The sequence below is a fragment of the Streptomyces javensis genome, assembly GCF_039525925.1.
In the GTDB taxonomy this organism is placed as follows: Bacteria; Actinomycetota; Actinomycetes; order Streptomycetales; family Streptomycetaceae; genus Streptomyces; species Streptomyces asiaticus.
In genome coordinates, this window is the sequence record NZ_BAAAIF010000061.1 from 1 (window position 1) to 18,462 (window position 18,462).

The following is an 18,462-nucleotide window of genomic DNA, read 5'->3' on the forward strand; positions in this document are numbered from 1 at the left end:
ACGTGCACACACCCCGCAAAACGAAGCCAGCGAAACGGCAAACGAACAAAACGTCCAACCCACGGCCCCGCCGCACAGGTTAAAGATCAAGCTAGGGCGTGTTTCGAAAGTGCTGGTCACAGCCATTCGTTGACGGCCGCGACCAGCACGGTCGCCTCATAGCGGACGGCGAGCTTGTCGTACCTCGTTGCCACCGCGAAGCATGGCCGCATCCACGGCCTGCCGATTCCCGGGGCCTCAGCAGGCCGAGTGACCTGCGACGTTAAAGGCCAAGCTCAGGAAGAAGGGAGCTCAGACCTCGCAGTGCAGCTACCTGGAAGTCACGCAGCTGGCTCCGGGGCTACTGGTGCCGTGGAAGAGCCTGTGCCTTCTGCGCCGAAAGAGTCTTGTAGACGGTACCCGCGAGGTCGGGCAGCGTGTCCCCTTCGCCAACGGCGCTGTTGACAGCAATGGCGATGATCATGCCAGTCTTCGGGAAGTACATGTGCAGCACCCGGTTTCCATAAGTGGCCCCCTCATAGGCCCAGACCGTCCCGGCCACAGGATGGACCAACTTCACGACACCGAGCCCGAAACCCATGGGATCGTCGGCCGTGACGCTCTTGATGGGCTTACTCGTCTTCGTCGAGACCAGGGACTCCAGCTCGCGCTGCTGCGCTGAGGGCAGCAGTCGACCGCTGTACAGCGCCCTGTCCCAAGCCGTCATGTCTCGCAGTGAACTCACCAGGCCACCCGCCCCCTGCGCCCAGGACAGGCGGAGCCGAGGAAGTGACTTGTTGAGATGCTTCGGCAGGACGGAATGGGTGGAGTACGGCGTCGGCATGCGCGAGGCCGTGTCCGGAGGGCAGTCCGGGGGGAGGCAGGTGTCGTTCATTCCGAGAGGTTCGATGATGCGCTCGGCGAGCCGCTCATGGTAAGTATCGTGCGACGCTCGTTCGACGATCATCTGCGCGAGGAGGTAGTTCGTATTCGAGTACTCGTACTTCGCGGGACCCAGTGGCAGACCCTCCACATAGGACATCAGGCGCTCCAGCGTGAAGCGCGTGGAGGGATTGGCGTCGAAATCCTTCAGGAACGCATTCTGCTCGGTGTAGCTGGGGATGCCGCTGGTCATCGACAGCAGTTGCTTGATGGTGACATCGCGCCACGCCGGATACTGGGGAAGCCACTTTCCCAGCTTGTCCCGTATGGACAGCTTTCCTTCGGCCTCCAGTTGAAGCAGCAGCACGGACGTGAACGCCTTGGTGTTGCTGCCTATCTGCCACAGCGCCTTGCTGTTCACCGGTCGACCACCGCCGTAGCGGGACGTCCCCGCATCGACCGAGATATCAGGGCGCTGATCGGCATAGGTCACCCGAAGGGAGACCGCTGAGAAATGATCCTTAGTGCCCTGAGCGTCCAGATATTTCTCGAGGTCACTTCGCAGTGACGCGGTGGCACTGCGAACGGATGGCTCCACCACTGCGTGCGCGACGGCCGGCCCACTTCCCGACACCATCATCCCCGAAACAATCGCCGCGGTGGCCGTCGCCAGGGCCACGAGGCGCTCCCCTTGCTGGCCACCCCGCCGACGAAGCCTGTACCTCATTGTCGCTATTCCTCCATCGAATTGAACAGAACTGGGAAATGACGATCACGCTACGCAGTGGAGGCACGGCAGGTAATGGGGGTAACCCCCGCTTGGTAGTGGTGCTGACCCCCTGAGTGAGGCCAAGTACAGCTTCGAAGGCAGCCATCTGCCCGTCGGAAGAGGAGAGACCGCGACGGTCATTGACTCATGTCTGGGGATAGTTGTTGCCGATCCTGAGGGGGGCGATGCTGGTTGTAGTGCCGGATGTACTCGGTCAGGACCGCTTGGGCATGGGCCGTGTGGTAGATCAGGATCCGGTCGAGGACTTCGCGGCGTAGGGTCCCAACGGCTCGCTCGCAGATTGCGTTCGCCTTTCGGGCCCCAGGCGGGCTGAGCAGGATCTCCACGTCGTCGGCCTGGAAGTCGGCGTCGAAGGCGCAGGTGTACTTGCGGTCGCGGTCGTGGAGGAGGAAGCGCAGGGAGTCCATCCGGCATCCCATGGCCATGGCGGGATTCCTGGCCTGCTGGACGGTACATCGGGCGGTGGGATGGGCGGTGACGCCGGCGAGGTGGATTCGTCTCGTGTCGTGCTCGATGAAGACCAGGGCGTAGAGGCGCTTGAGCGCGATGGTGTCGAGGTGGAGGAAGTCGGCGGCGAGGATGCCGCGCGCCTGGGCGGTCAGGAACTGGCGCCAGGTCGGGCCGGCGCGCTGCGGAGCGGGATCGATGCCGGCTGCGTGCAGGATCTCCCAGACCGTGGATGGGGTGATCGAGTAGCCGAGGCGTGCGAGTTCGCCGTGTATGCGGCGGTGGCCCCACGTGCTGTTGTCCTTGGCCAGGCGCAGGATGAGCTGCTTGACGGTGGCCGCGGTGGAGGGCCTGCCGGGGCGGCGGTGCTGGGAGAACGTCCAGTTCCGCGCGATGAGTTGCCGGTGCCAGGCCGGCAGCGTGGTCGGTGTGACTGCGAATACGTGGCGCCAGCGTTCCCGCGGGACCAGCCGGGAAGGGACGGCGGGCCACATCCGGTCGGCGGGCTCGTAGCGGACTCGGGCGATCTGGCGGCGTAGCACCGCGTTCTCGTGCCGTAATGCCAAGACTTCCGCATCCTTGGCCACGCGGCTGCGCAGCAATCGTATCCTCGAGCGGGACAGGTCGACCTGGGGCTTTGCGCCCAAGGGGGGCAGGTTCAAATCCTGTCGTCTTCGACCAGCGTTTTCGCAGGACGGAGGCCATTTGTCCAGAGATGGGAAAGCGGCCTTCTTCGTGTTGTGCGGCGTGGTGGTCGCATGGCGGTCGCACGCGTGCCTTGAGGTGTGGAGGCGCTGGGTGAACTGGCTGTCGGGGTGGCGAAGTAGGGCAGCGCGAGGCGTGTCCGGGACCTGTTCGGGTGGTCGCGGCGTGGTCGCGGCCAGTCTGGTCAGTGCGGATGACTACCGGCGGCCGGCGGCCGCTGCTGGCCGACAGCGACTGTGCGGTGGAGGGCAGGCCCCCGGGGGCACGTGGTGGACCCGAAGTGCTGCCACGGCCCCCGCCACAATCCGCACTGGCACGTCGTCCACGAGTACGGGTGCGGGCTGTTCCGTGCGGGTGGCGATGAAACGGCTCCAGGACGCGCCCTGGCACCTGCGGGACGGTGGGTACGTCCGCGTTCGAAGGCGGGCACGGCGTTCCTGGACGCGTGCCTGCTGGAGACCGCCTGGGGTGCACCGACTTCGGGCCCTGGCCCCCAACAACCCGGCACCAACATCAGGTTGGAAGAGGCTCACTCTTCACAGACTGATTGCAGCGATGCCGGCAAGAACGATCACGGCACCGGTGATGCGGCGGGGAAGGTGCCCCTCGTGGAAGAGCCGCCAGGCGAGCAGCGATCCGAGGACGATGGACGATTCGCGGAGCGGGGCGACGAGCGCGACGGGGGCGGTTTGCATCGCGACGAGGACGAGGATGTAGGCGATAGGCGAGAGCACCGCTATCAGGAGGATTGGGACCGCGTCGGTGCGGAATTCGAGCGCGAGCTGCTTGCGTCGGGTCAGGCCGCGCGGGAGGAGCATGAGGGTCTGTAGTAGCAGCGTGCCGACGTAGTACGGGATGGGTTTGAGGTGCAGGGCGGTGATGCTGTAGCTGTCCCAGAGCGTGTAGGCGACGATCGTCGCACCGGTGGCGGCCCCCCAGGCGATGCCGGGGAGGGGATGGCGGTGGCTGTGGCCGAAGGGATTGCCGGTGACGACGATGATGCCGCCGACCACGAGCGCTGCGCCGAGGATCGCGGTGCCGGTGAGGCGTTCGCCCAGGACGAGCAGCGCGCAGAGCATCGTGAGCACGGGTCCGGTTCCGCGGGCGACGGGGTAGACGACGCCGAGTTCGGCGCGGTCGTATCCGGTCTGCAACGTCAGTGAGTACGCCAGGTGCAGGACGGCGGAGACCGCGCAGCCGACCGCGAGCTCCCAGTCGAGGGTCTGCGCGCCGGTCGAGATGAACGCGACGCCCAGCGGGAGGAACAGCGCCGCCGAGGCGATCGCGTACGCCCAGACGAACAGGACCGTATCGCCACGTTTGTACTTGGATGCAGTGTTCCACACCGCGTGGCATGCGGCGGCAACGAGGACGATGGCGATGGTGCCGGGCAGCATCGGGTCCGGTTCAGCCGAGGTCGGGCAGGTCGATGCCCGCGTACTCGGCTCGTCGCCGGCGGTCCGGGTCTCGGATCGCGATCGCGGCTCCGAGGGCGTCGGCGACGGCGAGATGGGCGATGCGGCTGCCGGCGGCGGCCATCTGCTCCGACAGTGGCGCGCCGCCGACGGCGAGGACGACGTCGGCGAGGTCGGTCAGCGGCGTGCCGTACTGGTTCGTGATTGCGATCAGCGTCGCGTCGGAGGAGGACGCGGCGTCGGCGACGGCGAGCGTGGTCGCGGTGCGTCCGGTCGAGCTGACGAGGACGACGACGTCGTCGGGTCGGAGGAGCCGCATCGCGATCATCGCGGATTCGTGGTCGGTGATGCCGGTGGTTCTCGCGCCGAGCGCGCGGAGCCGGAACACGGCGTCGGCGGCGACCGTCGCGGACGGCCCCGCCCCGAACGCGATCACCTGCTGCGCGTGCAGCACCGAGTCGACAGCTGCGTCCAGCGCGGCCTCGTCGAGCGCCCCGCTGAGCGCGGTCAGGGCGTCGTGTCCCGCCCGGGCTGATGCGTCGATGATCGTGCGGGTCGTCGCGTCCGCGCCGAGGGCAGGCGACGGATCGAAGAAGTCCGTCGTGCCGCGGGCGCGGGCGATTTCGAGTTTGAGGTCGGCGAACCCGCCGAGGCCGAGCGCGCGGGCCGCGCGGACGACGCTCGGCGCGGACACGCCCGCCCGGGCAGCGACCTGCGCCGTGGTCGCGCTGCCGACGAACAGCGGGTCCTCCAGCAGGAGCTGCACCACGTTCGCCTCGCTGGGGGCCAGACCGCCGGCTCGGGCCTGGACGCTGCCGAGCCATTTCGCAAGGGAGTCGCTCATGAAAACGTAGTTACCTTTCACCTTGCACCCTCGTAACAGGGTAACATCGTCGGGTGACAGAAAAGAACAGTTCTCCAGACACGGGTGGTCAGCGGCCCCCGACTGTGGCGGTCGTCGGTCCGGGCGCGATCGGCACGACGATCGCGGCGGCGCTGTATGAGGCGGGCGCGGGCCCGATGCTGTGCGGCCGCACGCCGCGCGACCACGTGGAGGTGCGCGACGGGGACGACGTCGTCGTGGTGCCGGGACCAGTGCTCGTGGACCCCGATGCCGTCGATGGGACGGTCGATCTGGTGTTCCTCGCGGTGAAGGCGACGCAGACGGAAGGCGCTCTCGGGTGGCTGGAGGCGCTGTGCGCGCACGACACGGTGGTCTGCGTGCTCCAGAACGGCGTCGAGCAGGAGAAGAGCCTCGCCGGTCGCCTGTCCCATGGGCAGGCGGTCCCGGCCGTCGTCTGGTTCCCCGCGCAGACACTGCCCGACGGCGCGGTGCGGCTCCGCGGCGACGCACGGCTCACCCTGCCCGACGTGCCCGCCGCGGACGTCGTCGTGCGAGCGCTTGCCGGCAGCCGCTGCGCCGTGGATGTCTCGGCCGGTTTCGTGTCGGAGGCGTGGCGGAAGCTGCTCCAGAACGCCGCAGCTGGGCTGATGGTCCTCACGCGCCGACGGTCGGGCATGTTCCACAGGACCGACGTCAGCCGACTGACGACCGAGTACCTCCGCGAATGCCTCGCCGTGGCGCGAGCGGAAGGCGCAGCTCTGGACGACGCAGACGCCCTGGCGATCGTCGACAAGTTCCGAGGATTCCCGCCCGATATGGGCACCTCGATCCTGACCGACCGCGAGGCTGGCCGGCCGCTCGAATGGGATGTCCGCAACGGCGTCGTCCAACGGCTGGGAAAGCTGCACGGGATACCCACCCCGATCAGCGACGTCCTCGTGCCACTGCTCGCCGCCGCGAGCGGCGGCCCCGGATGACCCGCCGCGGGGTTGCTGCGATCGGGGTCAACCGAGGTGTGCAGTCACCGGTAGGCACGCTGCGCCGGGCAGCGTTTACTCGACTGGGTCTGAGGTTCCGGCATCGCTGCGCGCTGCGGCTGGTCCGAGCGACGCCACAGCCCCAGCCGCCCGCGGGCCGCGTCCTGGAAGGCGCCGTAGTCGGCGGTGCGGTCGATGGGCCACATCTTCTAGTCGGGCGGGTCGGCGAGCTGCGGGGCGTAGGCGACCCCGGCCAGGGTGAGCAGCCCAAACACGATGTCGTTGTTTATGTGGAAGTTCAAGTTGCTCTTCCTTCGGCTTGCCGCTCGGGTCGTTGGCGGTGTTGGCGCGGGCCGGAGAAGCCGCGCGCATAGAGTGAGATCTTTGATGGAGTGGCAGGAGTGGAGGCAGTGGAAATCACGGTCCAGTGGATACGGACGTCCTGGACGAAACTGTCCCGCGGAGGAGAAGCCGCCGCCCGTAGGAACGGGGCCCCGGTCGGCTTCACTGTCCCGTATGTGCCGCCCTCGTTTGCCCACGTGGTCCGCATGCATGAGCGAGACGGCTTCGAGCCACATGGCGTCGAGGAAGACCTGCGCAAGGTCGACCTCCAGCTTCGCGAAGCCGACGGCCGGCTGCGCGTACTTCCCCGAGTGCAGTCCCTATTCGCCATACCACCTCGGCCGCGACGGCCCCCAGCCGTGCGCCTTGCCTCCGGCCAGTGGGTCCGCTGGCAGCTCAACTACCGTTTCAGCAGCGCGGCGGGTGTGCGGGACTGGTCGTACTGGCTGGACACCTTCAACATCGCCTATGGCCCGGTGGGTGCCGACGTATTCTTGTCGCATCCCACTGTCCACGTTGACGAGCGAGGACCGCTCCGGTAGCTCCGCCCTGGGGTGACCTCGCGGTCCCAGCCGCGTTCGGCCGCGTCGCGGGCGAGGGCCAGCTCGACCTCGCGCCGTGCCCGCAGTTGTGGTGCGTATTCGGGTGTGGTGACGAACTTCGCGCAGGTCAGGTAGAGGTCGCACTCGCAGGGGCCTTCGGCGGGAAGCCGGAGGCAGCGGCCGAGTTCGAGTTCGGTCTTGAAGAAGTTGGTCTTGAGCCAGTCGACCGAGGTGTCCGGCAGGGTGCCATTGCGCAATTCGTCGGCAGCGGGGCCGGCGATGGCGGCGCCGGGACCGAGCACGGCCTGGTAGTCGCGCAGGACTTCCTGGTCACTGATCTGCGTGTAGACGAGCGCCATGTTCACGGAGGTGTGCCCGAGGACCTTCATGATCGTGTAGAGCTTCGCGCCGCGTTCGGCAAGCTGGGGCCCACCGTGTGGCGGAACCGATAGGCCGAGACGGTGCCCCGGCCGGTGCCGCCGCGGCCGCCGGGGCGGACGAGACCGACGGCCTTGCAGGCGGCCTGGATCGGGGTCTCGAACAGGTAGTACCTCGACAGCAGCTTGCCGTGGCTCATGAACAGGTAGTGGATCTCCTCGCCGGTCCGCTCGTCGGTGAACGGCCGCTCCGGTGCGTTTCTGCGCAGGTCGATGACCTTTTGCAGGGCCTCGGCGGCGCATCCGCCCCTACATCGCCACGGCCGGTGTGCTGTGGCTCGCCTGCATCGCCGCCGCCAGCGCGACCATGGGCGGCCACCGGCCCAGCGAAGTGCTGGGGGCCGCACTGTTGGCCTGTGCCTATTACGGCCTCGCAACCTGGCTGCTGCCGCCGGCCGCCGCGCCAGGCGCCACGCGGAGCACCCGTGCGCTGCCCGTCACCACCTCTACGGTGGCATTGGCCATCGCCCTCGTTTCCGGCGCACGAAACGACACCCTCACAAGGTCACTGGTCTCCGCGGCGACGGCCTTCATATGTGCGGCCCCGGCCTGGTGCGCCGCAGTCGGGCGGCCGGGTCGTCTCCGATCCCTGCGTGCCGGCCGGGAGCCGTGGCTGGCTGTCGACCCCAAGGGGTACGTGGGAGATCCTGCCTACGATGGCGGCGTACTGCTGAAGTCCCGCGCGCTGACGCTCCTTGAAGCGGATGACCTGCGCAAGGCTGTCCACCGCGTCTTGGACGTCTTCGCCGAGGCCGCTGAACTCGACCGTGAACTCGCCCAGCGGTGGGGGCCGCCTCGGCGACGTCGAGGGCCACTCCGTCCCTGGCTCCTTTCAGCGCCCGGCACGGGGAGTTCGCAGTAGGGGCCACGGTCGGTTCTCCAGATCTCGTACGTGTCCGCGGGGCGAGCGGTTCGCCTCGCGGGAGAATGCGGCTCGGTGCTCCTGGCCCAGGGTGGGGTGGTGCTTGACCGGCCAGGTGGAGTTCGCAGTTGGTCCCACCGGCTGCCGTTGTGCGGTCGTGGCCGGTGGGGACCTGTAAGCGGCTCACCGGGGGAGGGGTTGTCCCTTGGTCTCCGGCCCGACGAACCAGACGGTGGCGATGGCGATGACGTACATCACCACTCCGACGACGGTGGCAGCGGCGGTGATCCCGCCGAGCAGGGTGATGAGCATTCCGGTGCCGAGGGTGACCAGCGCGCCTGCGATGCGTGCGGAGTTGAACACCGTGGAGATCGCGGTGGCGCGACCCGAGGTGGGGAACAGCTCGGGCATGTAGATGGGCATCCAGGCGAACTGGCCCAGGATGAAGAACCCGGCCATGGCTGCCACGGCCAGTGCCGCCTGCGGGGTGTGGACGGCGAAGAAGAAGGTCGGGACGACGGCCGCGGATGCGGCGTAGTAGAGGAGCATGGTGGGTTTTCGGCCCCAGCGGTCGGCCAGGTAGCCGAGCAGGAGGTAGCCGGGTACGGAGGCGCCGTTGAACACCAGGCCGGCGTTGGCGCCCCATTGAGTGCCCGTCTCGCCGGTGTCCTTGGCGAGTTGGGCGGTGTATGCGGGGATCCAGGCCGACACGGCGTACAGGCCGATGACCGACACGACGGTCAGCACGAGCAGCCGTAGCCCGCGACGGCGTAGGTGGGCGTGGCTGAAGACGGCGGTGAAGGGGGAGCGCAGGAGTGCCCTGTCCGCGGCTGTGACGGTGGTGCCGGCTTTTTGGGCGGCTTTGGCCTTGCGTCGCCGGTCGCGGACCGAGGTCCACATCTCGGGGTCGCGGACGGCCCGCCGTACGTAGAGGACGATGAGTGCCGGGAGCGTGCCGATCAGGAAGAGGTACCGCCAGGCGTTGTCGCCCACGGGCTCCAGCAGGTACCAGGCCAGCGCGGCGATGGCCGCGCCGACGCCGAAGCCCGACTGAAGTACTGCGGCGGCTCGTCCTCGTGAACGGTCCGGCCAGAGTTCGCCGATCAGGGTGGTGGCGCTGCCCCACTCCGCTCCCAGCCCCATGCCGGTGATGAAGCGCAGGGTGAGCAGCCACCAGTAGTCGGGTGCGAGTGCGGTCAGACCGGTGAAGAGGGCGTACCAGAGGATGGAGAGGATGAGGGTGCGGCGTCGGCCGAGTCGGTCGGCCGCGAAGCCGGCGAGGATCCCGCCGAGCGCCCAGCCGGCGAGGGTGGCCGCAAGCAGGCCGCTGACGTAGGTGGGAAGGTCTGCCAGCTGTGCTTCGGTGCCCACCGCCACGACGGCCGTGGGGCAGACGAGGACGAGGGCGTAGGTCTCGAACCCGTCGAAGGTCCATCCCAGCCAGGACGCGAACAGCGCGCGGCGGCTGCTTTCGTCGATGTGGCGCACGGCTGGGGACGGGCCGAGAGTTCTGGGGGGCGACACGTCGTGTTGCAGGTCGGACATGGTGCTCTCCTTTGAGCGGTCGCGCGACGTCGTGACGTGCCCGTCGTCAGCCGATGACGTTGACCGGCCTGAGGACGGAAACCTCGACCGGTTTGGCGAGGAGGTCGGACAGCTGGGCGCGGTACGCCTTGTAGTGGGCCGTCGCGCGGTGCGCCTCCAGGGCCGCGGAGTCCTGGTAGCGCTCCAGGAGAACGAAGTCCGAGGCTTCCGTCTCGGTGGTGTAGAGGTCGTAGGAGCGGCATCCCGGCTCGGAGCGGGTCGGGGCGATCATTCCTTCGAGCAGGGACTGGAGCTGCGGAGCGCGGTCCGAGGCCGGGGTGAAGCGGGCGATCACGGTCACGTGGTTCTGGTCTGGCACGGGGACTCCCTTTGATTCTCGGCGGGGCTACTTGCGCCCACCAGATGTAAGACGTTATAAAACGTCTTATGACATGCGTCAAGGGTTCGGTGACCCCGCCGACCGTGACACCCGAAGGGGTTGTTACGCGTCCGGGCCTGCTGCCGGGTTCAATACGACTTATGACATCTGACATGGGCAACGAGCCCCGCTTCGACCTGTCGGCCGCCGGATTCCGGATCGAACGGGGCCGGACATCGGCGACGACGCAGCTGGCGGAGCAGATCAAGGCACTGATCCTCAAGCAGGAGCTGCCGCCGGGAACGCGGCTGCCCACGGAACGGGAGCTGATGGCTGAGACCGGTCTGAGCCGCATCACGGTCCGTGCCGCCGTGGGTGCACTGGAGTCGCAGGGCTGGGTGGTGCGCAAGCAAGGACTGGGCACCTTCGTCTCCGAACCGGTGGACCAGGAGCTGTCCTCCGGCGTGCGCACCATCACCGAGGTCCTGCTCGAACAGGGCGTCACACCGCACATCGACGTCCTGGGCTTCGGGGTCGAATCCGCCGCGCCCCACGTCGCGCAGGTCCTCGGGGAATCCGAGGTACTGACGATCCGGCGCCGGTACGGGGACGGGGAGAAGCCGGTCGCGCTCGTCACGATCCACCTCCCGACGCGCGTGTTGGAGGCGGCCGGGCCGCTGAGCTCCGGCGAACCCGCCACCGAGACCACGTACACGATGTGGGAGCAGCGCCTGGGGGTGCGGATCGCGCAGGCCCGACACCAGATCCACGCGGCCGCGGCTTCTCCGGACGTCGCCGCGGCGCTGGAGATCGACGAGTCCGCACCCGTGCTCGTCCTGGAGCGGGTCAGCTACGGCCACGACGACCGTCCACTGGAAGTCGTGGTCTTCCACTACCGCCCGGAACGCTACGGATTCACCGTAACCCTTCCCCGCACCGTCTCCGGTGCCCCGGTCGGCATGACCGACATGACAGAAAGGCGACGCCCATGAACGACGACGATCCCTCCGGCGCGGGTCCCGCCCACGAGCCCGAGCCGCACATCGGGCTGATCCTGGCCCTGACCATCCGCGGCCTCGCCGTGGGCAACTATCCCGACATGGCCCGCGCCGCGCAGGCGGCCGAGTCCTACGGATTCGACTCCGTGTGGCTGTGCGACCACTTCCTGACCCTCAGCCCCGACGACTACGTCCGGGACGCGGGCATCACCGCCGGACCCGAGAGCGACGGCGATGCCCAGCAGAGCCGCTCGTCGTCGGTCCCGCTGCTCGAATGCTGGACCGCGCTGTCGGCCCTGTCCCGCGACACCACCACCGTGCGCCTGGGCACCAGTGTGCTGTGCAACTCCTACCGCTACCCCGCCGTGCTCGCCAAGATGGCCGCCACCCTCGATGTCATCTCCGGCGGCCGACTGGACCTGGGCATGGGAGCGGGCTGGTTCCAGCAGGAGTACGAGGCATACGGCATCCCGTTCCCCCCGACCGGGGACCGGGTCACCGCGCTCGGCGAGTCGCTCCAGGTGATGCGCCAGGTGTGGACCGACCCGCACCCGACCTTCCACGGCGACTTCTACAGCATCGACGGGGCGGTCTGCGATCCGCCCCCGCTCCAGCAGCCGCATCCGCCCCTGTGGGTGGGCGGCGAGGGGCTGCGGGTCCACCGCATCGCCGCCCGGCACGCGGGCGGCATCAACGTCCGATGGTGGCCCGCCGAGAAGTGCGCGGAGCGCCGCGCGTTCCTGGACCGTGAGTGCGAGGCGATCGGCCGCGACCCGGCGACCCTGCGCCTGTCGATCACCACCCTGCTCGCACCGACCGACTCCTCGGCACAGCAGGACGAGCTGCGTACCCGCTTCCAGTCGATTCCCGACACCGGACTGATCACCGGGACGCCGGAAGCCTGTGTCGAGCGCATCCGCGCCTACCAGGACGCCGGCATCGACCACTTCCTGTTCACCATCCCCGACGTCGCGGACTCGACCTATCTCGACGTCGTCGGGGAGCAGATCCTGCCCCACATCAAGCCCGCACGGCACACGCAACCCACCTGACCCAGCCGCGCGACCACGACGCCAACGACTCAACGAAGGGCTACTCCGTGACCTCCGATACGACCGCACACAGCGACCTCACCACCATCGACGAGGCGTACCTGAGGCCGACCGCCTACATCGATTCCGACCACCCGCTCGTGGTATCCACCGCACGAGAGCTGACGGACGGTGCCACCACCGACAGCGAACGACTGGGCCGCATCTACCACTACGTCCGCGACCTGCCCTACGACATCCTCGCCTCGTTCCGCTATCTCGCCGAGGGCGAATCGGCGGCCAGCGACGTCCTCGCCCACGGCGTCGCCTTCTGCATGGGCAAGGCGAGTTCGTTCGTCGCCCTGTCCAGGGCCGCCCGCATCCCTGCCCGCATCGCGTTCCAGGCGCTCCACGCCCCGAAGATGGAGTTCCTGTCACCGGAGGTCCGCACCCTGTGGGGAGGGCCGGTCGGACGGCCACTGCCCTGGCACTCGCTCGGCGAAGCCTTCCTCAACGGCCGGTGGATCAAGCTGGACGCAACCATCGACGCGCCCACAGCGACCCGCCTGGGCAAGCCCTACACCGTCACCTACGACGGCGTCACGGACATCCCGACCGTCGAGGGGCCCGTGCTGCGGGAGAACGGCAGCTACGCCGACTATCCCGCCGAAGTGGCGCGATGGTACGAGCAGGTCGCCGGCGAAGTCCTCGAAGCGCTTGCCTCGCCCGCCGCGCACGAGCGGGTCGCCGGCGACGACGTGCTGTGGAGCGGCCCCGATCCGGAGCTGGTCGGCCGCACTTCCGTCGCCTGATCCGGCCACTCGAGGAGCGCCCCGAGACACCGACCGGCGGACATGCCCGCCCTTCGCGGACCATCACGTCAACCCCCAAGGAGTGAGGCCACCATGGCCGTTCACCAGATCAACTCCGTCAACCCGGCCACCGAGGAAGTCATCGCCCAGTTCACCCCCCACTCGCCGACAGCTGTCGACGCGGCAGTCGAGCGGGCATCCCTCGCCGCCAGGAGGTGGCGGACGATACCCGTAGCGGCACGGGCCGAGCACCTCAAGCGGGCCGCCGCGCTACTGCGCGCCGAACGGGACCAACTCGCCGCACTCATCACCGAGGAGATGGGCAAGCCCATCGCCGAAGCGGAAGCCGAGGTCGACAAGTCCGCCTGGGCTTGCGAGTACTACGCGACGCAGGGACCGGAACTACTGATGCACCAGCCCGTGGCAACCGGGGCCGCCCGCAGCCACGTCGCCTTCGACCCGCTGGGCCTCGTCCTGGCAGTCATGCCCTGGAACTATCCGCTCTGGCAGGTGTTCCGCTTCGCGCCGCCCGCGCTGCTGGCCGGCAACGGTGCCGTGCTCAAACACGCCTCGAACGTGCCGCGTTGTGCCCTGGCCATCGCCGACATCTGGAACCGGGCCGGCTGCCCGCCCGGTCTGTTCACCACGCTGCTCGTCGGCCCCGACGCGGTGCCGGACCTCATAGCCGATCCCCGCATCCACGCCGTGACCCTCACCGGATCGACCGAAGTGGGCTCTGCCGTCGCCGCGATGGCCGCGCACCACCTCAAGCCACAGGTCCTCGAACTCGGCGGCTCGGACCCCTTCATCGTCCTCGCCGACGCGGACGTCCCGGCCGCCGCCGCGGCAGCGGTCAGCGCACGCATGAACAACACCGGGCAGAGCTGCATCTCCGCCAAACGGTTCATCGTCGAGGAAACGGTCGTCGAGGAATTCACCGACGCGTTCAGCGCCGGTGTCGCTGCCCTGACCGTGGGCGACCCGTTCCGCCGAGACGTGACGATCGGCCCGCTCGCCCGCTCCGGTCTCCGCTCCGACCTCGTCGACCAGGTCGAGCGCAGCACCGCAGCGGGCGCCCGAGTCGTCACCGGCGGCACGGTCCCCGACGGCCCCGGGTACTTCTATGTGCCCGCCGTCCTCGACCAGGTCACCCCGACGATGGCTGTCGCAGCGGAGGAGACGTTCGGGCCGGTGGCCGCCGTCGTCTCCGCGAAGGACCCGGCCCAGGCCGTCGACATCGCCAACGCCACCGAATTCGGTCTCGGCGCCGCGCTGTGGACAACCGACCTGGAGCGCGCCGATCGCCTGATTCCCGGCATCGAGGCCGGCGCGGTGTTCGTCAACGGGATCGTCGCCTCCGATCCGCGGCTGCCGTTCGGCGGCATCAAGCGCAGCGGCTACGGGCGCGAGCTGGGTGCCTTCGGACTCCGTCAGTTCACCAACGTCAAGAGCGTGTGGATCGGCCCCGCACACAACGCACAGAGCCATCCCCTCAGCGAATGACCAGCATTCTCCCGTACCGCAACCAGCCGACCGAAGGCGATCACCCATGACAGTCACTCAGCCGGACCCGTTCCCCGGCACAAGAACACATCACGAGAACACCGTCGCCATCGTCGGCGGCACCGGCGCCCTCGGTCTTGGGCTCGCGACCCGGTGGGCCCACAGCGGCGTCAACGTCCGCATCGGATCCCGGCGTGCAGACGCGGCGCAGGGCTGCGCCGACAAACTCCCCGGAGCGGTCGGCGGGGACAACACCACAATGATCGAAGGCGCGGCGGCGGTGGTCGTCGCCGTGCCCTTCAGCGCACACGTCGAGACGATGCGCTCCATTGCGAAAGCCATCCGGCCCGGACAACTGGTCATCGACACGACCGCGCCTCTTCTGCCCGTCGGCCCCCGCGGCCTGCGCCCCATCGTCCCCTGGGCCGGTTCTGCCGCCGAACAGGCCCAGGCCCTGCTGCCGGACGGCACAAGCGTGGTCTCGGCCCTACAGACGGTCAGCGCCGCCACCTTGCGGGACCTCGAGCTCCGGCTGGACGAGGACGTACTGCTCTGCGGCGATCACACGGCCGACAAGCTCCTGGCCGCGGATCTCATCGACCGTATCCCCGGGCTGCGCACCGTCGACTGCGGCCTGCTGGACATGAGCGGTGTCTGCGAGCGGATCACCGCGCTGCTGATCGGGATCAACAGGCGTTACAAGACCCACGCCGGCATTCGGCTCACAGGTCTCCCCAAGCCACTCGCCCGATGAGCTTGTTCTCTTTCTTCCGGCCTCGAACGGTGTCGTGAACTGAGCCGCTCACCTGGGGGTTCGCCGGACGCGGACGCCGGGGGAGCGGACTTCGTCTGATCATGTGCTCCGGCCAAGGTGCACGTGATCAGACGGAGGCCGTGAGGGTGAGTCTGCTGCCTGATGCTGCCCGGAGGGCAGCGTTGGCGGAAGCTTCGAGCGCTGGTGGACTTGACGCCGCTGCCCGAGCATCGAGGTGGACACGGAGCGATGTACGGCGGCTTGAACCACGGCCGGCTCGACGTCGAAACGAAACTGCCTAGTCGGATTGGGTGCCATCGGCGTCCGTCCCGCTGCGCCGGGCTATGAGTTCGTCCTCGATGCGCCGGAGCGTGGCATTGACGATCTCGATGGTGGCGGGGTCGTCGATGATGCCCCGGAGGGTCCGGTCCCAGTTGTCGCGGAGGATCTGGTGATTCTGGTGGGCCTTGTCGGTGGGGTACAGGCGCACGCCTCGGGCGTTGCGGTCGTCCACGACGCGATCCACGAGCCCCCTCTTCTCCAGGCCGCGCAGTACCCGGCTGAAGTTGCTCGACGGAAGCAGGGTCGCCTCCGACGCGGCTCGCGCGGACGTGCCGGGGTGGTGGTGGATGAACCGCATGACGCTGATCTCGATCGGCGTGCACGGCTCGAAGGCGGGGTCCGTCGGGGGCCGAAGCTGCCGCCCCACGGCGAAGACCAGGTCGGCCAGCTCGTGGAGACTGGCGGCTTTGACGTCGCTCATGCCACGAGGATACCTTCCTATTGCTTGATAGCTATCAATCGATAGCATTGAATGGCGGACGCCCCGCGCCTCGAAGGCCGTGGCGCTGCTCAGGCAATCCACCGACTCATGGATGAGGACCCCCCTATGGACATCAGCGGAGCCGTAGTACTCGTGACCGGAGCGTCGTCAGGCATCGGAGGAGCCACCGCACGCGCCGCCTCCCGCGCCGGTGCGCGCGTGGTGCTCCTCGCCCGCCGCGAGGAACGCATCCGACAGCTCGCCAGGGAACTCGGCGAGTCCGTGGCCCTGGCCGTGCCATGCGATGTGACGGACCGGGTCCAGGTCGCGGCGGCCGCAGAAGCCGCGATCGAGAAGTTCGGGCGGATCGACGTCCTGGTGAACAACGCGGGCCAGGGGCTACAGGCGACCGTCGACGCCATCGACCCCGAGGACTTCCGGGCCGTCCTCGAACTCAACCTCGTCGCACCCCTGACCGCGACGCAGGCCGTCCTTCCGCAGATGCGCAAGCAGGGAGCCGGGGCCATCGTGAACGTGGGCTCCGGGATCATCTGGTCCTCGCTGCCCGGATCCGGCGCATACTCCGCCTCCAAGGCCGCCCTCGCCAAGCTCTCGGCCATCGCCCGCGTCGAGCTCGCCGACGACAACATCGCCGTGTCGATGATGTTCCCGTCGATCACCGAGACCGAGTTCGTCGGGACGGTTCGCGGCGACGTCGCAGGCGCGCTGAAAATGGAGGGCTCCAGCGGCTTGGTACCCCAGTCGCCCGAGGACGCCGCCGACACAATCCTCGATCTGATCAGGAGCGGCGCCGAGCAGGCCGACCTCGTCCCGGAGGAGTACGGCGGCACGCTCAAAAGCTGAGCCGACGAAAACTGGAAATACCCCGACGCACGTCATGAGGCCGGGCGGGCAACGCCTTCCGCTGCTGTCGACGCAGCACAGGCGGCAGCGGTGGAAGGACACGCACCACCCGGTCCGTTATCGAGGAAGAGACACGGCACATGGAGATAGGCGTAGGGCTGCCGGGTCATGTCACCGGCGTTGAGGAGCGTACGTTGGTGACGTGGGCGCGGCGGGCCGAGGAGCGGGGATTCGCCTCGCTGATCGCCAGCGACCGCCTGGCCTGGTCCACTCCGGAACCCCTGATCACACTGGCCGCGGCAGCCGGGGTCACCGAACGCATCCGGTTGGTCACCAGCGTGCTGCTGGCCCCGCTGCACACCAACCCCGCATTGTTCGCCAAGGCCGCGGCGACCCTGGACCGGATCGCCGGCGCCGGACGGCTGCATCTCGGCCTCGCTCCCGGAGCCCGCGAAGACGACTACCGGGCGAGCCACCTGGACTTCAGTACTCGAGGGCGTGCCCTGGACACACTGGTGGAACGCGTCACCGCCATCTGGCGGGGTGAGGAGGAGGTGGGTCCGGCCCCGGTCACCCCCGGAGGGCCGCCCCTGTGGTTCGGCGGCGCATCGCAGGCGACGCTGCGGCGCATCGCCTCCCACGGCACCGGATGGATCGCCGGAACCGGCGGAGACATCGACGAGTTCATCACATTCACCACCCGCCTCCACAGCCGCTGGAAGGAGGCCGGCAGGCAAGGACGTCCGCGCACCAGGGCCACGGCGATGTTCGCCCTCGGCGGCCACGCCCACCGCTCCCTCGCCCGCGCCGTCAACGACTACTACGCCTTCGCCGGCCCCGACTACGTCCGGACTGTCATCGACACAGCGGCCACCACCGCCGACGTGATCCACGCAACCGTCACCGCCCACGAAGCAGCCGGACTCGACGAACTCGTCTTCGTGGGCAACGACACCGACCCGAAGCAGATCGACCTGCTCGCCGACATCCTCGGGGACAAACTCACCTCCCCGAACAGCACGACCAGGGCGCCGGACCGTTCACATCGAAGGAACCAGGATGCCGAACGAGTTGAACCACCTCATCGTCCACTGCCGTAACCGGCGAGAGTCCGGTGCGTTCCCGGCCGACCTGATGGCCGCCCCCGCCCCCTTCGACGACGGCCGGTTCACGCAGGTCAACAGCGGCCGACCACATCGGCCGACAGCCGGACATGTCCGTGGTGCAAGCGGCAAGCCGCTCAGCCGACGAGGCCATCGGGTACGTGGCCGTGTGATCGGCCCGCCGGGGTGCCGGGCACCGATCTCCATCAGGTAGATCCCGTTCTCGTTGACCTGTCGCAGCACCTGTACGGCGGGCACTTCCCGGATCCAGCCCGGCGCATGCGCCGCGTAGGCGGCGGCCAGCAGGTGCCGGCCGTCCTGGCCGACCGTGCGGGCGAGCGCATCACGGGTGGCCTCGGTTCTCGGCAGCCGACAGTTGCTGGCCCGCCGCTCGTAACGGTCCCACCAGCCGAGCGAGGTGTGCAGGATCAGCCATCCCGGCGCGGCTGCCGCCAGGGCCTCCAGCGTGGCCCCCATGGTCTCCACCACGAGCTCCACGCACAGACCGA

At 68.6% G+C, this 18,462-nt stretch carries 19 protein-coding genes and 2 pseudogenes; 10 read left to right on the plus strand and 11 right to left on the minus strand.

The window, feature by feature from the left end:
- Nucleotides 1-340 precede the first annotated feature (340 nt).
- From ABD329_RS36350 to ABD329_RS36365, 4 genes are all read right to left on the minus strand, one after another.
- A complete protein-coding gene (locus ABD329_RS36350; RefSeq protein ID WP_309142679.1) occupies nt 341-1,540 on the minus strand; it encodes a serine hydrolase domain-containing protein in 1,200 nt (399 codons plus the stop codon).
- Between the two features lie 227 nt (nt 1,541-1,767).
- The gene (locus ABD329_RS36355) at nt 1,768-2,700 is read right to left on the minus strand and encodes an integrase core domain-containing protein (RefSeq protein ID WP_246618363.1); all 933 of its coding nucleotides are present in this window, start codon (nt 2,698-2,700) and stop codon (nt 1,768-1,770) included.
- A gap of 639 nt (nt 2,701-3,339) precedes the next feature.
- The gene (locus tag ABD329_RS36360) at nt 3,340-4,200 is read right to left on the minus strand and encodes a DMT family transporter (RefSeq protein WP_198276498.1); all 861 of its coding nucleotides are present in this window, start codon (nt 4,198-4,200) and stop codon (nt 3,340-3,342) included.
- Between the two features lie 10 nt (nt 4,201-4,210).
- Nucleotides 4,211-5,062 carry a MurR/RpiR family transcriptional regulator gene (locus ABD329_RS36365; protein WP_198276497.1) on the minus strand — a complete coding sequence of 284 codons (852 nt, stop codon included), beginning with the start codon at nt 5,060-5,062 and terminating at the stop codon, nt 4,211-4,213.
- A gap of 53 nt (nt 5,063-5,115) precedes the next feature.
- Between ABD329_RS36365 and ABD329_RS36370 the strand changes: the two genes are divergently transcribed.
- Nucleotides 5,116-6,039 (plus strand): oxidoreductase, encoded by a 924-nt coding sequence (locus ABD329_RS36370; protein ID WP_198276496.1) that lies wholly within the window; start codon nt 5,116-5,118, stop codon nt 6,037-6,039.
- Between the two features lie 131 nt (nt 6,040-6,170).
- On the opposite strand, the pseudogene ABD329_RS36375 reads toward ABD329_RS36370, so the two are convergent.
- Nucleotides 6,171-6,323 (minus strand): annotated as a pseudogene (locus ABD329_RS36375) (Tn3 family transposase); the annotation flags it as partial.
- A gap of 126 nt (nt 6,324-6,449) precedes the next feature.
- Here ABD329_RS36375 and ABD329_RS36380 point away from each other — a divergent pair.
- Nucleotides 6,450-6,923 (plus strand): hypothetical protein, encoded by a 474-nt coding sequence (locus ABD329_RS36380; protein ID WP_309142680.1) that lies wholly within the window; start codon nt 6,450-6,452, stop codon nt 6,921-6,923.
- Here ABD329_RS36380 and ABD329_RS36385 read toward each other — a convergent pair.
- On the minus strand, nt 6,848-7,312 hold the full coding sequence (locus ABD329_RS36385; protein ID WP_344317483.1) for a hypothetical protein: 465 nt from the start codon (nt 7,310-7,312) through the stop codon (nt 6,848-6,850). The genes ABD329_RS36380 and ABD329_RS36385 overlap by 76 nt on opposite strands.
- A complete protein-coding gene (locus tag ABD329_RS36390) occupies nt 7,309-7,500 on the minus strand; it encodes a hypothetical protein (RefSeq protein WP_198276494.1) in 192 nt (63 codons plus the stop codon). The genes ABD329_RS36385 and ABD329_RS36390 overlap by 4 nt, the downstream gene beginning before the upstream one ends.
- Before the next feature lie 449 nt (nt 7,501-7,949).
- On the opposite strand from ABD329_RS36390, the pseudogene ABD329_RS36395 reads away from it, so the two are divergent.
- Nucleotides 7,950-8,147, plus strand: a pseudogene (locus tag ABD329_RS36395) (aminoglycoside phosphotransferase family protein); the annotation flags it as partial.
- Between the two features lie 258 nt (nt 8,148-8,405).
- On the opposite strand, the gene ABD329_RS36400 reads toward ABD329_RS36395, so the two are convergent.
- Together ABD329_RS36400 and ABD329_RS36405 are read right to left on the minus strand one after the other, a co-directional pair.
- Nucleotides 8,406-9,767, minus strand: coding sequence for an MFS transporter (locus ABD329_RS36400; protein WP_198276493.1), 1,362 nt, complete (start codon nt 9,765-9,767; stop codon nt 8,406-8,408).
- Between the two features lie 46 nt (nt 9,768-9,813).
- Nucleotides 9,814-10,125: a putative quinol monooxygenase gene (locus ABD329_RS36405; protein ID WP_198276492.1), complete on the minus strand. Its 312-nt coding sequence runs from the start codon at nt 10,123-10,125 to the stop codon at nt 9,814-9,816.
- 161 nt (nt 10,126-10,286) lie between these two features.
- Here ABD329_RS36405 and ABD329_RS36410 point away from each other — a divergent pair, with 161 nt between their 5' ends.
- From ABD329_RS36410 to npdG, 5 genes are all read left to right on the plus strand, one after another.
- Nucleotides 10,287-11,117, plus strand: coding sequence for an Rv0792c family HTH-type transcriptional regulator (locus ABD329_RS36410; RefSeq protein ID WP_246618362.1), 831 nt, complete (start codon nt 10,287-10,289; stop codon nt 11,115-11,117).
- On the plus strand, nt 11,114-12,175 hold the full coding sequence (locus ABD329_RS36415; RefSeq protein ID WP_198276491.1) for a TIGR03619 family F420-dependent LLM class oxidoreductase: 1,062 nt from the start codon (nt 11,114-11,116) through the stop codon (nt 12,173-12,175). Before ABD329_RS36410 ends, ABD329_RS36415 begins: the two co-directional genes overlap by 4 nt.
- A 47-nt stretch (nt 12,176-12,222) precedes the next feature.
- Nucleotides 12,223-12,966, plus strand: coding sequence for a transglutaminase-like domain-containing protein (locus ABD329_RS36420; protein WP_198276490.1), 744 nt, complete (start codon nt 12,223-12,225; stop codon nt 12,964-12,966).
- A 93-nt stretch (nt 12,967-13,059) separates the two neighbouring features.
- On the plus strand, nt 13,060-14,469 hold the full coding sequence (locus tag ABD329_RS36425; RefSeq protein ID WP_198276489.1) for an NAD-dependent succinate-semialdehyde dehydrogenase: 1,410 nt from the start codon (nt 13,060-13,062) through the stop codon (nt 14,467-14,469).
- Between the two features lie 46 nt (nt 14,470-14,515).
- Nucleotides 14,516-15,223 carry an NADPH-dependent F420 reductase gene (npdG, locus tag ABD329_RS36430; RefSeq protein WP_198276488.1) on the plus strand — a complete coding sequence of 236 codons (708 nt, stop codon included), beginning with the start codon at nt 14,516-14,518 and terminating at the stop codon, nt 15,221-15,223.
- Between the two features lie 298 nt (nt 15,224-15,521).
- Here npdG and ABD329_RS36435 read toward each other — a convergent pair whose 3' ends face one another.
- Nucleotides 15,522-15,986: a MarR family winged helix-turn-helix transcriptional regulator gene (locus tag ABD329_RS36435; protein WP_198276487.1), complete on the minus strand. Its 465-nt coding sequence runs from the start codon at nt 15,984-15,986 to the stop codon at nt 15,522-15,524.
- 126 nt (nt 15,987-16,112) lie between these two features.
- On the opposite strand from ABD329_RS36435, the gene ABD329_RS36440 reads away from it, so the two are divergent.
- Complete coding sequence (locus tag ABD329_RS36440; RefSeq protein ID WP_198276486.1) at nt 16,113-16,850, plus strand: SDR family oxidoreductase; 738 nt, start codon at nt 16,113-16,115, stop codon at nt 16,848-16,850.
- A gap of 140 nt (nt 16,851-16,990) precedes the next feature.
- Entirely contained in the window at nt 16,991-17,950 is a 960-nt protein-coding gene (locus ABD329_RS36445; RefSeq protein ID WP_198276485.1) for an LLM class flavin-dependent oxidoreductase, read from the plus strand.
- On the opposite strand, the gene ABD329_RS36450 is transcribed toward ABD329_RS36445, so the two are convergent.
- Complete coding sequence (locus ABD329_RS36450) at nt 17,891-18,430, minus strand: hypothetical protein (protein ID WP_344317485.1); 540 nt, start codon at nt 18,428-18,430, stop codon at nt 17,891-17,893. The two genes, ABD329_RS36445 and ABD329_RS36450, sit on opposite strands and share 60 nt — an antisense overlap.
- Nucleotides 18,431-18,462: the final 32 nt, after the last annotated feature.

What these genes read in the sequence shown, in the direction of transcription:
- ABD329_RS36360 (WP_198276498.1), bottom strand. Translation starts at nt 4,200, where the DNA reads ATGCTGCCCGGCACCATCGCCATCGTCCTCGTTGCCGCCGCATGCCAC.
- ABD329_RS36450 (WP_344317485.1), bottom strand. Translation starts at nt 18,430, where the DNA reads ATGGGGGCCACGCTGGAGGCCCTGGCGGCAGCCGCGCCGGGATGGCTG.
- ABD329_RS36445 (WP_198276485.1), top strand. Translation starts at nt 16,991, where the DNA reads ATGGAGATAGGCGTAGGGCTGCCGGGTCATGTCACCGGCGTTGAGGAG.
- ABD329_RS36425 (WP_198276489.1), top strand. Translation starts at nt 13,060, where the DNA reads ATGGCCGTTCACCAGATCAACTCCGTCAACCCGGCCACCGAGGAAGTC.
- ABD329_RS36365 (WP_198276497.1), bottom strand. Translation starts at nt 5,062, where the DNA reads ATGAGCGACTCCCTTGCGAAATGGCTCGGCAGCGTCCAGGCCCGAGCC.
- ABD329_RS36440 (WP_198276486.1), top strand. Translation starts at nt 16,113, where the DNA reads ATGGACATCAGCGGAGCCGTAGTACTCGTGACCGGAGCGTCGTCAGGC.
- ABD329_RS36410 (WP_246618362.1), top strand. Translation starts at nt 10,287, where the DNA reads ATGACATCTGACATGGGCAACGAGCCCCGCTTCGACCTGTCGGCCGCC.
- ABD329_RS36400 (WP_198276493.1), bottom strand. Translation starts at nt 9,767, where the DNA reads ATGTCCGACCTGCAACACGACGTGTCGCCCCCCAGAACTCTCGGCCCG.
- ABD329_RS36435 (WP_198276487.1), bottom strand. Translation starts at nt 15,986, where the DNA reads ATGAGCGACGTCAAAGCCGCCAGTCTCCACGAGCTGGCCGACCTGGTC.
- ABD329_RS36415 (WP_198276491.1), top strand. Translation starts at nt 11,114, where the DNA reads ATGAACGACGACGATCCCTCCGGCGCGGGTCCCGCCCACGAGCCCGAG.
- npdG (WP_198276488.1), top strand. Translation starts at nt 14,516, where the DNA reads ATGACAGTCACTCAGCCGGACCCGTTCCCCGGCACAAGAACACATCAC.
- ABD329_RS36385 (WP_344317483.1), bottom strand. Translation starts at nt 7,312, where the DNA reads ATGAAGGTCCTCGGGCACACCTCCGTGAACATGGCGCTCGTCTACACG.
- ABD329_RS36390 (WP_198276494.1), bottom strand. Translation starts at nt 7,500, where the DNA reads ATGAGCCACGGCAAGCTGCTGTCGAGGTACTACCTGTTCGAGACCCCG.